The following is a 14,057-nucleotide window of genomic DNA, read 5'->3' on the forward strand; positions in this document are numbered from 1 at the left end:
GACGCGCCAGCCGCCCGACTGGTTCCCTCGATCAGTCTTGCGAGCTCACGGACTCCGCGACCCGGGCGGCGAGGATCCGCGCGGTGTCCTCGTCGGCGGCCTCCACCATGACGCGAACCACCTGCTCGGTTCCGGACGGCCGCAACAGGATTCGGCCCGAATCGCCCAGTTCCGCCTCGGCTTCGGCGACGGCGCTGCGCACCGAGGGCGCGTCGGCGACGGTCGCCTTGTCCGCGACGGCGACGTTGATCAGTACCTGCGGCAACGTCCGCATCGGCTCCGCGAGGGAGGCCAGCGAGGATCCCGTCTGAGCCATCCGCGACATCAGCCGCAGACCCGTGACGATGCCGTCGCCCGTGGTGCCGAAGGACGGCATGACGAGGTGTCCGGACTGCTCGCCGCCCAGCGAGTACTCCCCTGCGCGGAGCTCCTCGAGCACGTAGCGGTCCCCGACGCTGGTGGTGCGGACCGCGATGCCGGCCGCCCGCATCGCGATGTGCAGGCCGAGGTTGCTCATCACCGTTGCGACCAGGGTGTTGGACGCAAGCTCCCCGGCGTCACGCATCGCCAGCGCGAGCACCACCATGATCGCGTCGCCGTCGACGATCCCGCCGTTCGCGTCGACGGCCAGGCACCGGTCGGCGTCGCCGTCGTGAGCCAGGCCGATGTCGGCACCGTGCGCGATGACGGCCTGCTGCAACACGTCCAGGTGCGTGGACCCGCACCCGTCGTTGATGTTGAGCCCGTTCGGTTCTGCGTTGATGGCGATGACGTTGGCGCCCGCGGCCCGGTAGGCCAGCGGTGCGGCCGCCGACGCGGCGCCGTGCGCGCAGTCGACGACGACGGTCAATCCGTGTGCTGGCGTGGTGACGGCGCCGCTGACGTGGCCCAGATAGCGTTCGAGGGCGTCGTCGGCGTCGCGTACGCGGCCGATGCCCGCGCCGGAGGGACGGTGACCGGGGCCCGTGCTGACGAGGTCCTCGATGCGGTCCTCGGTGGCGTCGTCGAGCTTCTGGCCGCCTCGGCCGAAGATCTTGATGCCGTTGTCGGGCATCGGGTTGTGCGACGCCGAGATCATGATGCCGAACTCGGCGTCGTAGGCGCGCGTGAGGTAGGCGACGGCCGGGGTCGGAAGGACGCCGACGCGCAACGCGTCCACGCCTTCGCTGGTGAGTCCCGCGATGACGGCGGCCTCGAGCATCTCGCCGCTGGCCCGCGGATCACGGCCGACGACGGCGACCCGCCGGGCGGTGTGCGACGTGCCAAGCCGGGCGGCCGCGGACCCAAGGGCCAGCGCCAACTCGGCGGTCAGCTCGTGATTGGCGACGCCGCGGACTCCGTCGGTACCGAACAGTCGACCCATACGCACCCCTCCATGAAATGCCGAAGGCGGGCGTGTCCGTCGTGCGACACGCCCGCCCAAGGAGCAAAAACGATCAGCGCTTGCTGTACTGAGGCGCCTTGCGGGCCTTCTTGAGGCCGTACTTCTTGCGCTCGATGGCGCGCGGGTCACGCGTGAGGAAGCCGGCCTTCTTGAGGGCCGGACGATCCTCGGGCTGCACGATGATCAGCGCACGTGCGATGGCCAGGCGCAGCGCGCCGGCCTGCCCGGACGGTCCGCCGCCGTCGAGGTGGGCGAAGATGTCGACGGTGTCGACCCGGTCCACGGTCACCAGCGGAGCCTTGATCAGCTGCTGGTGCACCTTGTTCGGGAAGTACGCCTCGAGCGAGCGGCCGTCCAGCATGAACTTGCCGGTGCCGGGCGTGAGACGCACTCGCACCACGGCCTCCTTGCGGCGGCCGACGGTCTGGATGGGGCGGTCGATGACGATCGGCTCGCGCCCCGCGGGCTCCTCGGCGGCCTCGGCGACGACCTCTTCAGCAGCCTCGACGACGGCTTCTTCGGCAGCCTCTTCGGCGACCTCTTCAGCAGCCACTTCGGCGACCTCTTCAGCGATCACGGCGTCGACGACGGCTTCGACCTCAGGGGTTTCGTTGGTCTCGTTGGAAGTCACTGGGCCACCTGCTTGATCTCGTAAGGAATCGGCTGCTGAGCGGTATGGGGATGCTCGGCGCCGGTGTAGACCTTGAGCTTCTTCTGGACCTGCCGGCTCAGCTTGTTGTGCGGCAGCATTCCGACGATCGCCTTCTCGACGACGCGGTCGGCGTGCTTGGCGAGCTCGTCACCGAGCGAGCGCGAGCGCAGGCCGCCGGGAAAACCCGAGTGGCGGTGCAGCAGCTTGCTCTGGAGCTTGTCGCCGCTGACGGCGACCTTCTCCGCATTGATGACGATGACGAAATCGCCACCGTCGACGTTGGGCGTGAATGTCGGCTTGTGCTTGCCGCGCAGCAGTTTCGCTGCTTCAACGGCGAGCCGGCCGAGCACCACGTCGGTGGCGTCGATGACGTACCACGAATGCGTGGTGTCACCCGCCTTCGGCGTGTACGTAGGCACAGCGTTACCTTCTTCTCTTCTCGGGTGTTCCCGGTGTGACCCGGGTTGTCGGTCAGGCGGATGCGGTGGGATGGTGCTCGGCGACCGACGTAGACCCGAACATCCCGACGTACCGCACGCCAACGAGGCAGCTTACCTGGGCGCGTCATTGCAGGTCAAAACGCTCGTCGAGATCAGCGACGGGCCGCGCTCCCGGTCATAGACTTCACACTCGATGCTGGTCGACGTCATGCTCCTGTGCGCACCCGTCGTGGTGGCGTTTCCGGCTGTCGTCGGCCTGCTGACCAGCCACGTCGACGTCGCCTCCAAGGCCACGCTGCAGAAGCGGCTGTACGCGACGCTGCTGATGGCCGAGAAACTGCCGGCGGGCGCGCTGGGCGCCGACGGCATCGCCCGCGACGTCGACCGGCAGTCGCTTCGCGTGGCGTACTCGGCGCAGTACCCGCAGCGCGACCGCGAAGTCCGCTACGTCGCGCTGATCGGCGCATCCGTGCTGGTCGGGGTCGTCGCGTACTACCTCGCCTGGTGGCGTGACGCGTCGCTGCTCGCGCTGCTCATCGTGCTCGGGGCGATCGCGGTGGCTGCGCTGTGGTTCGAGCGGGCCTGGCTGAACTTCGGGCGCAACGACGGCGTCGCGTACGAACTGTTCGAGCACTTCGGCGCGCCGACGGGGCTGGTTCGGCCTCGCACCGAGCTCCTGGCCAAGGCGCCCACGCTGCGCGTCGACGACGTGTTCGCGCATGCGGCCGACGCCCGCGACGCCCACCACGGCGGGTCGATGAGCACTCTGGCCGCCGTGAATGCGGTGCTCGCAGGAGCGCACGTCCACTTCGACTGGCGCCGCGAGGGTCGCATGCTGCTGCACCGGATCCGGCACGCCGACTACCGCGGCGGCGTCCGCCGTGCCGTCGCGTGGTCGTTCACGTTCACCGCGACGGCGTACGACTGGCTGTTGCGCCGTCTGCTCGGCCCGTTCTTCACGTCGCGCCTGGCGTTCCTCGATTGGCGGGAACGCCGCCGCACCGCCCGCGCTCATCGAAGGGGCGACGTCTTCGAGGCGGCGTGGCTGCCCGCCCACTACCGCAACGAACGGACTCGGTTGGCCGCGCACTGGTCCCAACTGCACAAGGCGCGCGACCCGCTGCTTCGGTGGAGCCGCAACGGTGCCGCCAATACCTCGGAGCCGGAACGCGTGCCGGCGTTACGGTGAGTCATGGCAGCGCGACTCGAGGCCATCCGGGCCGACATCACCACACTGGAGGTCGACGCGATCGTCAACGCGGCCAACGAGTCACTGCTCGGCGGAGGCGGGGTCGACGGCGCCATCCACCGCGCCGCGGGCCCCGAGCTGCTGACCGAATGCCGCACCCTCGGTGGCTGCGATACAGGCGACGCGAAGCTGACCCTCGGCTACCGGCTGCCCGCGCGATACGTCATCCACACGGTCGGACCGGTCTGGGGCGGCGGTGCACATGGCGAGCCCGAGCTGCTGGCGTCGGCCTACCGGCGATCGCTGGAAGTCGCTGGCGCTCACGAACTCTCGTCGATCGCGTTTCCGTGCATCAGCACCGGGGTGTACGCATATCCCGCCGAACCGGCCGCCGAGATCGCGCTCGCCACCGTGAAGGACGCACTGCCCGGACTGCCGTCGATCGAGCTCGTGGTGTTCTGCTGCTTCTCCGAGCGGGAACGGGACCGCTACGAGTCGTTGGGCGTCAGCGGTAGTCGATGACCACGCGGCCGTCGATCTGTCCACGTTGCATCCGCTCGAAGACGTCGTTGACCTCATCGAGTCCGGCGCTCGTCACCGTGGGGTGAATGAGTCCGCGGGCGTAGAAGTCGAGTGCTTCGACCATGTCCTGACGCGTCCCAACGATCGAGCCACGGATGATCAACCCCTTGAGCACGATGTCGAAGATTGGGGCGGGAAAGTCGCCTGGTGGGAGCCCGTTGAAGACGATCGTGCCACCCCGGCGAGCCAGGCCGATCGCCTCACCGAAGGCCTGTGGGTGCACGGCCGTCACGAGCACGCCGTGGACACCTCCGGTGGCCTTTTGCACCTCCGCGACGACGTCGGCGGTGCGCGCGTTCACCACGACCTCCGCCCCCAATCGGCTGGCCAATGCGAGCTTGGCGTCGTCGATGTCGACCGCGACCACCCGCAAACCCATGGCCCGGGCGTACTGCACCGCGATGTGGCCCAGTCCGCCGATGCCGGAGATCGCTACCCATTGGCCGGGCCTGGTGTCGGTCACCTTGAGCCCCTTGTAGACGGTGACACCCGCACAGAGGATCGGCGCCACCTCAAGCGGATCGCAACCCTCGGGGATCCGCGCCGCATAGGCGGCGTTGACGAGCATGTAGGTGCCGAAGCTGCCGTTGACGCTGTAGCCGCCGTTCTGCTGGCTTTCGCAGAGCGTCTCCCAGCCGGTGCGGCAGTACTCGCAACTGCCGCAAGCAGACCAGAGCCACGCGTTGCCGACCTTGTCGCCAAGCTGCAAATCCTCGACACCTTCGCCCAAGGCAACGACCGTGCCGTAGCCCTCATGTCCCGGAATGAACGGTGGTTCGGGTTTCACCGGCCAATCACCCTGTGCGGCATGAAGATCGGTGTGACATATGCCGGAGGTCTCCACTTTGACCAGCGCCTCGCCGTAGCCCGGCGTGGGTAGTTCGAGTTCTTCGATTTGCAGTGGGCCGCCGAATTCGGTGACGACGGCGGCGAGCATGGTGTCGGTGGTGTCAGGCGCCGAACGGGCGTCAAGGGTCTGGGTCATTTCATCATTCCAATCGTGTACGAGGTTGAGGTGAAGGGGCTTTGGTCCTTATTAGAAGAAGCCTTGGGCCTTGTTGGTGTAGGAGACGAGCAGGTTCTTGGTTTGTTGGTAGTGATCGAGCATCATCTTGTGGTTCTCACGCCCGATCCCGGATTGCTTGTAGCCGCCGAACGCCGCGTGCGCGGGGTAGGCGTGATAGCAGTTGGTCCACACCCGGCCGGCCTTGATGTCACGCCCGGCCCGATACGCGGTGTTCCCGTCGCGTGACCACACCCCCGCCCCGAGCCCGTAGAGGGTGTCATTGGCTTGGGCGATCGCGTCGTCGTAGTCGGTGAACGAGGTGACCGCGACCACGGGGCCGAAGATCTCCTCCTGGAAGATCCGCATCTTGTTGTGCCCGGTGAAGATCGTCGGCTGCACGTAATAGCCGCCGGACAGATCACCGCCGAGTTCGGCGCGCTCCCCACCCGTGACCAGGCGGGCGCCTTCGTCCTTGCCGATCTCGATGTAGGACAACACCTTCTCCAACTGATCATTGGACGCTTGGGACCCGATCATCGTCTCGGTGTCCAACGGATCGCCTTGGCGGACGGCCTTGGTGCGGATCGCGGCCAACTCGAGGAACTCGTCGTAGACGTCGGCCTGAATCAGCGACCGGGACGGGCAGGTGCACACCTCGCCCTGGTTGAGCGCGAACATGGTGAATCCCTCCAGCGCCTTGTCCTGGAAGTCGTCGCCGGCGGCCATCACGTCGGAGAAGAAGATGTTGGGGCTCTTGCCACCCAACTCGAGCGTGACCGGGATCAGGTTCTGCGAGGCGTACTGCATGATCAGCCGGCCGGTGGTGGTCTCCCCGGTGAACGCGATCTTGGCGATCCGATTCGAGCTCGCCAGCGGCTTGCCCGCCTCCACGCCGAACCCGTTGACCACGTTCAAAACGCCCGCCGGCAGCAGATCGCCGATCAGCGACATCAGATACAGGATCGAGGCCGGGGTCTGCTCGGCCGGCTTGAGCACCACACAATTGCCCGCCGCCAACGCCGGGGCCAGCTTCCAGGTGGCCATCAGGATCGGGAAGTTCCACGGAATGATCTGCCCCACCACGCCGAGCGGTTCGTGGAAGTGATAGGCCACGGTGTCCTCGTCGACCTGGCTCAGTGAGCCCTCCTGCGCCCGGATGGCGCCGGCGAAGTAGCGGAAGTGATCCACCGCCAGCGGGATGTCGGCGGCCAGCGTCTCGCGGATCGGCTTGCCGTTGTCCCACGACTCGGCCAACGCGATCGACTCCAGATTCGCCTCGATCCGATCAGCGATCTTGTTCAAGATCACCGCCCGCTCGGCCGGCGCGGTCTTGCCCCACCCCGGCGCCGCGGCGTGGGCGGCGTCCAACGCCAACTCGACGTCGACTTCGGTGGACCGCGGGATCTCACAGAACGGCTGGCCCGTCACCGGGGTCAGATTCTCGAAGTATTCGCCGCCGACGGGTGCTACCCACTCGCCGCCGATGAAATTGGCGTACCGCGATTCGAACGCCATCAATGCACCCTCGGTGCCGGGCCTCTTGTACGTGGTCATGACGATTTCTCCTGCCTTTGCGACGAAAGTGTGTCGGTAGTCACTGAAGGTAGGCGGCAAGGGGTTGCAGCACAGTTGCACGAACGCGGGTACCGCGCGAACGACTAGGACAGGTCGGCGTCAAGTCCTGCGAGGTGGCCACTCGCCTGAGCGCGGGCGACGCCATCGGTCGAGGCCTGATCGTGGAGCACCTGCCAGCCGCCACGGTCGTCGCGGCCTTCCGGTAGGTCGAGCCAACGCTTGAGCAGCGCAAGGTCGCCGGTCGACATCACCGCCGCGCGCAGCGCGGTGCTGAGCTCCGTGCGTAGCCGGCCGATTGCCGGCGAAACTGATTGAGGCAGAAGCTCACCCGCGTACCTAGCCAACGCGGCCCCGACGTCGCCGCGTTGCATGGCGTCGAACACCTCGGCCAGGTCGCTGTCGACGGGTACCAACAAGCGGTATGGCCGCGACGCCACGTAGTCCGCCCCGATGACCCGGCGTAGCCGGGACAGCTCCGCCCGAATGGTCACCGCGTCAAGGTCGTTGTCGTCCAACAACATCGCCAGATGGTCGGCGCTGAGCCCCTCGGGGTGGCGGATCAGCAGCACCAGGATGTCAGCGTGCCGCCCGGTCAGGGTCTGAATGCGGGACGTGCCGTCAGCGTCGGTGGCCACCCACTTCGGCCGGTCCGCCCCGAGCACCGACAGCCTGCCGCCTGCCTCGACCGGTGCAGGGTTCGTCAGCCGCAACAACGCCAGGTGATTCTCGACGGCAACCGCGGTGGCCCGCACCAACGCCAGCGTCTGCAGCGACGCGACCTCCGTTCCGCCAGTGAGGTCGATGGCGCCGAGCAGGACGCCCGAGGCGGGATCGTGGACGGGCACCGCCGTGCAACTCCACGGCTGGACGACGCGCGAGAAGTGCTCCGATCCGCGAATCTGCAATTCGCGGTCGAGCGCGAGCGCCGTCCCCGGTGCGTTGGTGCCCGCGCCTCGTTCGCTCCAGTCGGCGCCGGGAACGAAGTTCATGGCCTCGGCCTTCTGGCACACGCTGCGGTCGCCCTCGACCCAGAGCAGGGTGCCGTCGGCCGCGCTCACGGCGACCACGACTCCGGCGTCGACCGCGTCGTCCACCAGCAGTTTCCGGATCACGGGAAGCGCCGACGCGAGCGGGTGACTAGCCCGCAGCCGCTCCAGCGCGGCCGCGGGCGACTCCGACTGCGCTCCGCCCCGGTCGGGATCGACCCCGGTCGCGAGGCTGCGCAGCCAGCTTTCGGCCACCAGCCTGCGCACTGGCGAGGTGTCGAGAAAGTCGGCGTCGATGTGGCCGGCAATGAACAGTTCGTGGGCTGCGCGCAGGGTCGACGTCGATGGCCGGGTAACGACCCGGCCGCCCGTCGTCTTCGTAGTACCCATGGCGGTCACGCTCCTCGCGTGCTGCCCGTGCTCTAGCCGCGACGCGTGGCCGCCACCATAGTCCAACCGGTGCAGCCACGGGAGGGCCTAAAGACACAAGTGACTGTGCGGTCCCGCTGGCCTCTCCCCAGGCGGGACCGCACAGAGTCGGTGTGGGCGCGGCTAGTAGCCCCAGGCCCCCGCTGCGCGCCGGTCGGTTTCGGCCACGTCGGCAGCGCCGTCGCGGACCGCGTTGCCCAACCGGATCAGGATGTCGTTGAGCGCCGCGGCGGACCGATCCCAGTGCATCTGCTCGATGCGGTAGGCCTCGGCCGCCTCACGCGTCCAGGTGGCCTGCAATGGCGCTATCTGCCCGCGCAGCTCATCCAGGGCCGCGTTGAAGCGGGCCGACGTGGTGTGAATCTGCTGCCAGACGGTGTGTTCGATCGCGTCGAAGTCATAGGACAGAACCGGATCCATGGAAGCTCCATTCGGGTTGGTGGACTTGGGGTTACAGCGTGTTGGTGGCGGCGATGCCGTGCGAGTGCGCGTCCGCGGCCTCGCGCAGCGTGCGCTCGTTGAACCGGATGGTTTCGGAGATGCGCGCCAGCGCGGTGTACAGCCGCATCGACTCGGCGTCCCACCGGTCGACGACCTCCCTGAACCGTGCGGCGGCGACGCCGCCCCACACGGTCGTCGGCACGCTGGTCATCTGTCCGATGAAGGTGCGGAGCATGGCGCGGACGTCGTCGTTGCGAGCGTCGATCTTGCCTGCGACGGCGGCCATCAACTCGAAGTCGGTGTTGAGCGCACCGCCCGTGGGTGTCGTCATCGCAATCCTTTCGCGGGTTCTTTCGTGGACGTGTAGATAGGACGCGGTGAAACTCGATTCGGTTCCCTTGTCTGCGAACTAGTTTCATGGCACCGCATGGGCGGTGCGGACCGCCCGTTCACATGCCGGGCCACCACCGGGTCCAGACAGCGGGCGTTGGCACCCGATGGCGATTCTGATGCCGCGGTCCACCAACACGACCCAGTCGATGGCGACGGCGGTCCGCCGCTCGGTGTAGGTGACCGCCGGCCTGCCCGCCTCCTGGCCGGCCGCGTCGAAGTCCGCGAAGACGCCGTCGGGTTGCTCGTCGAGCGCGGCCTTCAAGGTCTCGGACGTCGCCTGCATCGTTTCGTGGTCCGGCACCCGGGCTTGCGTCACGTGCAGTGCGAGCCGCGGCTCCTCTGGTGAAATCGCCTGCACCCGAGCCGAACCCGGTCCGGAAGTCACCCGCTCGACCGTCCACGACGTCGGCACTTCGACTGCCACCCGCCCTTCGACCACCCACGTCCCCTCGACTACCCCACCGCCGCCCGACCCGGTTGCCGCGCCGGCCAGCGCGGTGACGGCCACCAGCGCACCCGTCACCACGGCGACCCGCGCCGGGTCGAAACGCAAGCGCCGCACGGGGCTGCGTCGACCGCTGGCCTCCACGGCGCGGCGGACCCCCTCGTCGTCCACCACCGACACCCCGACATTCCTGCGCCTCAGCCTGCGGGCCAGCCCGTCGGCCAACGTCGCCGCACCGCCGACCCCCGATGGGACGTCCAGCACCACGGACGCCACGGTTGGCAGTACCGCGAGCACACCGTCGGCGATGAAGTCCGGTCGTTCCGAACGGGATACGACGGACCGCTCCCCGTCGGGGAGGTGCACGACGACGCAGTCGGGGCCAATCTCGACGACCGCCGACTCGTTCGACCACAACGCGGTTCCGCGCCGGAGCACCACCACCTGAGCGCATACCTCGAGCAGCACGTCCTCAACGAACTCCACCCGCGACGGTGGCCACCACGACGGCGCCACGAGTACCGCGGAGTCGAATCCGGAACGGCACACCGCATCCACGAGTTCGCCCCACAGCGCCCTCACCGTGACGACGCGGTCGTCGAAGACAGCGAGGCGTTCGTCGACACACTCCAGCGCGACCGCCACCAAGGCCGCGTCGGCAACGCCCGGCCCGCACACGGCCGTCGGGCCGATCACGACGACGGCTTCACTCACGGCGAATCGGCCCACGCGACCTGGACCTGGCCATCGGGCTGCCCGCGTCGAATCACCGTGGCACGCCCCGACGGTAGCGGTACCGGTCGCACCGAACCGAGCAGCGCGCCGTCGTCGGGGCTCGCGCTCATCATCAGCCCGAGGCAACCCAGGTCGCGCAGCGCCGCAAGCACGGGATCGAACATGGCGCGGGCGGCGCCAGCAGAGGTACGGGCGACCACGAGATGCAGGCCCACGTCCCTGTCGTACGGCAAGAGCTCGAGCAGCCCGCTGAGCGGGTTCACCGGCGCGCCCGCCACCAGGTCGTAGTCGTCGACCACGACGTACACGTCGGGGCCGGACCACCAGGAGCGTTCGCGCAACTGCCGTTGGGTGACGGCGCCGTGCGGCAGCCGGGTGCGCAGTTCCGCGGCAAGGGTGCTCAACCGTGCCTCGGCATCGACCGTCGACATCGCGTAGGCGCGCAGATGCTCGGTCTCGACGACGCCGAGCAGCGTTCGTCGGACGTCGACCACGACAAGCTGTGCGCTCCCGGCGTCGTTGGTCCGCACGACCTCCCGGCAGACGGTCCGTAGCGCAGCGGTCTTTCCGCAGCGCCCCTCCCCGATGATCAGCACGTGCGGAGTTGCGGTGAAGTCGACGGTGATCGGTTCCACCTCGTCGCCTCCGACTCCGAGCACGACGTCTGTGGGTGACCGGGCTACGACGGTGTCGTACCCAACCTTCGTCGGCAACGCCGTGACGGCGGGCGCCGCAAGACCCGGGTGGCGGGTGCGGATGGCGGCACCGGTGCTGGCCCACAGGTCATGGTCGGGCTGCACCCGCACGTCCAGCCGCGGCGTCGCGATCACCAGGTCCAGCCCGTCGCACGTGATGCCATGCCCGGCGGGTCGCCCTGCGAGTAGCCGGGCACGCTTACGGTCGAACTCGGACTCTGCGGCGTCACCGAGCCGCAGTTCGATTCGGGTGCCGAGTTGGTCCTTGAGCGCGGGCCGTAGTTCGCCCCACCGAGCGGCGGCGATGACGACGTGGACACCCACCGAAAGCCCCTGCGCGGCAATGGCGGTGACGGCCTCCTCGAGCCCGGCGCATTCCTGGCGGGCCGCAGCCCAGCCGTCGATCACCAGGAACACCTCGCCGTACCGGTCGGCCTCGTCGGCTCCGCTGCGGAGCACGCTTTCGCGGCGCCGGACGATGGCCTCCATACGCGCGAGCACGCGTTCGATCAGTTCTCCATCGGCCCGTCCCGCGACGGCGCCGACGTGTGGCAGCGACCGCACCGCCGACAGCGCGCCGCCGCCGAAGTCGAGCCCATAGAGCTGCACGGCGGCGGGGTCATGGGTGGCGGCCAGTGCGAGGACGAGCGTCTGCAACGTAGTCGACTTGCCACTGCGCGGCCCACCCACGACGGCCACGTTCCCGCCCGCACCCCGCAGCTCCGCGACGAACGGCGCGCGGCGCTGCTCGAACGCGTTGTCCACCAATCCGATCGGCACGCTCAGCGCAGGCCCGCTCGTGACGTGGGCGAGCACGGCGCCGAGCGTCGGCGGGGCGACGATCGGAGGCAGCCACACCCGATGAGCAGGCTCACCCCGCCCGGTCAGCCCGTCGAGGACGGCGTTCAGCACGCTGTGTGGCTTGGCTGCCGCTAACGGGTCGGCGACGTTCGCACCTCCCACGGGCGTCGCCGTGAACGGGGCGACCACGGTGACGGGGCGTCCCGTGACCGGCGGTCCGCCAATCGCCACCGGTGCGGACACGTACGCGGCCCGAAATCTCACCAGGTCACCCGACGCGGTCTTGAGATACGCGACGCCGGGCGTGTTGGGCAGGTCGAAGGCGTCGACGGTGCCGAGTACGGCACGGGACTCGCTGGCCGAGAACGTCTTCAGGCAGATCCGGTAGGAGAGGTGCGTCTCGAGGCCGCGCAACCTACCCTCGTCGAGGCGCTGGCTGGCCAGCAGCAGATGCACGCCCAACGATCTGCCCACCCGCCCGATGGCGACGAACAGGTCGACGAAGTCGGGATGCTGGCTGAGCAGCTCGGAGAACTCGTCGACGACGATGAACAGCGTGGGCAGGGGCGCAAGCGCTGCCCCACGTCTGCGCGCCGACTCGTAGTCCGCCATGTTGGCGACGTTCCCGGCTGCGCGGAGGAGTTCCTGCCGACGGTTCAGCTCGCCCGAGAGCGCGTCGCGCATGCGGGCCACCAGGTGCGCGTCATCGGCGAGATTGGTGATGACGGCGGCGACGTGATTGAGCCGCTCGAAACCGAGAAAGGTCGCGCCTCCCTTGAAGTCGACGAGCACGAAGTTCAACGACTCGGGCGGATGGGTCGCCACGAGGCCGAGGGTCAACGTCCGGAGAAACTCCGACTTGCCCGAACCCGTCGCGCCCACGCACAGCCCGTGTGGCCCCATACCTCCATACGCGGCCTCCTTCAGATCCAGTTCGACGGGTTCGCCGCGTTCGTCGACGCCGATCGGCACGCGCAGCCGTTCGCGATCGGCGCGTGGCCGCCAAAGCCGTTCCGGGGTGAGCCGATCCGGGTCGCCGATGCCCGTCAGCGCGCTCCATCCGCCCGCGGCCCAGCGCCCCTCGGCGGATGCGGGCTCGGCGAACCGCGCCAACCGCTTGGCGCACACCGTCGCCTGCGTCATGGTCATCGTGTCGAGCTGGTCACCGAACGCGCCCTCGCCGTGAGCAATCCGCAGGCTTGCGAACGGGACCAAGCCCGCAGGGGGCTCGCCCACCGTCACCACCGTCATCCCGTCGACGGGAACGTAGGGCAACGACACCGAACCTCCGTCGATGACCACCACGGTGTGCGAGGCGGTGCCGTTCGGGACGTCGTGAAGGTTGCGGTGAGTCATCCGCGCTGGACCAGCATCGTCGGAGCAGGACGACAGTCCGTGGTGCGGAAGCCATTTCAGCCAATCCCAAGCCGCGCAGGCTGGCCGCCCGACCACCGCGGCGATCGCGACGTGTTCGGGGCCGTGAAACACCGCGAGCTGGCACAGCATCGCCCGCACCACACGACGGGCGCGGTCGACATCCCCCGCGACCACTACCACCGCCTGCGCCAGGAGCTCGACGGTCATCGGCATATGCGGCACATTGGACCGTTCGCGCAGCAGCCGGTCGAGCGCGTCCGAGGTGACGGGATCGAAGGCCTCGGACGAGCGGAGCTCGGGTGCTACCAGCGGGGTGGACAACGGCTGCTCGCCGAGCCCGACACGGACGTGGCCGAAGTCGGGGTCGCCGGGGCCGCGTTCCCACATCCGGGCACGCCCGGCGAGCGTCCACAACGTGGCAGGTTCGGGATGACTCCTGCACGCCGACCGGTGTTGTGCATCAGCAGTTCTCGCCGCAGCGTCGTGCAGGTCGTCGAGGTACCGCACGTAGTCGCGGCGGCCTTGGTCGAGTTCGCGGCCCGTGCCGCGAGCACCGTACGCCAAGGATCCGAGCGCCGACACCAGCATCATCACCGGGAACAACAGGTACATGGGGTTGCGGGCAATCCCGGCGCCCGACGTGAAGTACAGCGCCATCATGCCTGCCGTGGCGACGACCATCGCGATCGGCAGCAACCGCATCAACGGACTGGCCGCAGGCGTCTTCGGAAGTTCGGGCGGGCGCTCGACGACGACCAGACCGACCTCGATCGGTGGGCCCGGCAACCGCGCTGCGCGTACGAACTCCATCGTTGAGTTGGACGTCGTAGCGGCGGCCACGGTTCCCCATTCGAGCGAGAACTTTGGTGCACGAGAGCTACTCACACCTCGGTTACGGTGTCCTTCACGGGTATCCGCCTTGGGGGA

Annotated in this window: 12 protein-coding genes; 2 read left to right on the top strand and 10 right to left on the bottom strand. The window is 68.6% G+C overall.

Annotated features, from left to right (window positions below; all coding sequences use genetic code 11):
• Positions 1-31: 31 nt before the first annotated feature.
• The 3 genes from glmM to rplM form a co-directional block, all read right to left on the bottom strand.
• A complete protein-coding gene (gene glmM, locus SLQ33_RS31620; RefSeq protein ID WP_319457888.1) occupies positions 32-1,363 on the bottom strand; it encodes a phosphoglucosamine mutase in 1,332 nt (443 codons plus the stop codon).
• A gap of 73 nt (positions 1,364-1,436) precedes the next feature.
• Positions 1,437-1,832: a 30S ribosomal protein S9 gene (rpsI, locus tag SLQ33_RS31625; protein WP_413467693.1), complete on the bottom strand. Its 396-nt coding sequence runs from the start codon at positions 1,830-1,832 to the stop codon at positions 1,437-1,439.
• 179 nt (positions 1,833-2,011) lie between these two features.
• Positions 2,012-2,455: a 50S ribosomal protein L13 gene (rplM, locus tag SLQ33_RS31630; protein ID WP_319457889.1), complete on the bottom strand. Its 444-nt coding sequence runs from the start codon at positions 2,453-2,455 to the stop codon at positions 2,012-2,014.
• A gap of 214 nt (positions 2,456-2,669) precedes the next feature.
• Here rplM and SLQ33_RS31635 point away from each other — a divergent pair, with 214 nt between their 5' ends.
• Positions 2,670-3,665 (top strand): hypothetical protein, encoded by a 996-nt coding sequence (locus SLQ33_RS31635; protein WP_319457890.1) that lies wholly within the window; start codon positions 2,670-2,672, stop codon positions 3,663-3,665.
• Between the two features lie 3 nt (positions 3,666-3,668).
• A complete protein-coding gene (locus tag SLQ33_RS31640) occupies positions 3,669-4,187 on the top strand; it encodes an O-acetyl-ADP-ribose deacetylase (protein ID WP_319457891.1) in 519 nt (172 codons plus the stop codon).
• On the opposite strand, the gene adhP is transcribed toward SLQ33_RS31640, so the two are convergent.
• The 7 genes from adhP to eccCa all read right to left on the bottom strand — a co-directional run bounded on the left by adhP (position 4,171) and on the right by eccCa (position 13,940).
• Entirely contained in the window at positions 4,171-5,232 is a 1,062-nt protein-coding gene (gene adhP, locus SLQ33_RS31645) for an alcohol dehydrogenase AdhP (RefSeq protein WP_319457892.1), read from the bottom strand. The two genes, SLQ33_RS31640 and adhP, sit on opposite strands and share 17 nt — an antisense overlap.
• Before the next feature lie 51 nt (positions 5,233-5,283).
• Entirely contained in the window at positions 5,284-6,807 is a 1,524-nt protein-coding gene (gene adh / locus SLQ33_RS31650; protein WP_319457893.1) for an aldehyde dehydrogenase, read from the bottom strand.
• Between the two features lie 104 nt (positions 6,808-6,911).
• The gene (locus tag SLQ33_RS31655) at positions 6,912-8,204 is read right to left on the bottom strand and encodes a helix-turn-helix domain-containing protein (protein WP_319457894.1); all 1,293 of its coding nucleotides are present in this window, start codon (positions 8,202-8,204) and stop codon (positions 6,912-6,914) included.
• A gap of 162 nt (positions 8,205-8,366) precedes the next feature.
• The gene (locus tag SLQ33_RS31660) at positions 8,367-8,663 is read right to left on the bottom strand and encodes a WXG100 family type VII secretion target (protein ID WP_319457895.1); all 297 of its coding nucleotides are present in this window, start codon (positions 8,661-8,663) and stop codon (positions 8,367-8,369) included.
• Between the two features lie 31 nt (positions 8,664-8,694).
• Positions 8,695-9,015, bottom strand: coding sequence for a WXG100 family type VII secretion target (locus SLQ33_RS31665; RefSeq protein WP_319457896.1), 321 nt, complete (start codon positions 9,013-9,015; stop codon positions 8,695-8,697).
• Between the two features lie 84 nt (positions 9,016-9,099).
• Positions 9,100-10,236 carry a type VII secretion-associated protein gene (locus tag SLQ33_RS31670; protein ID WP_319457897.1) on the bottom strand — a complete coding sequence of 379 codons (1,137 nt, stop codon included), beginning with the start codon at positions 10,234-10,236 and terminating at the stop codon, positions 9,100-9,102.
• Positions 10,233-13,940: a type VII secretion protein EccCa gene (gene eccCa / locus SLQ33_RS31675; RefSeq protein WP_319457968.1), complete on the bottom strand. Its 3,708-nt coding sequence runs from the start codon at positions 13,938-13,940 to the stop codon at positions 10,233-10,235. Before eccCa ends, SLQ33_RS31670 begins: the two co-directional genes overlap by 4 nt.
• Between the last annotated feature and the right edge of the window lie 117 nt (positions 13,941-14,057).

The sequence above is a fragment of the Mycobacterium sp. RTGN6 genome, assembly GCF_033804605.1.
Taxonomy (GTDB): Bacteria; Actinomycetota; Actinomycetes; order Mycobacteriales; family Mycobacteriaceae; genus Mycobacterium.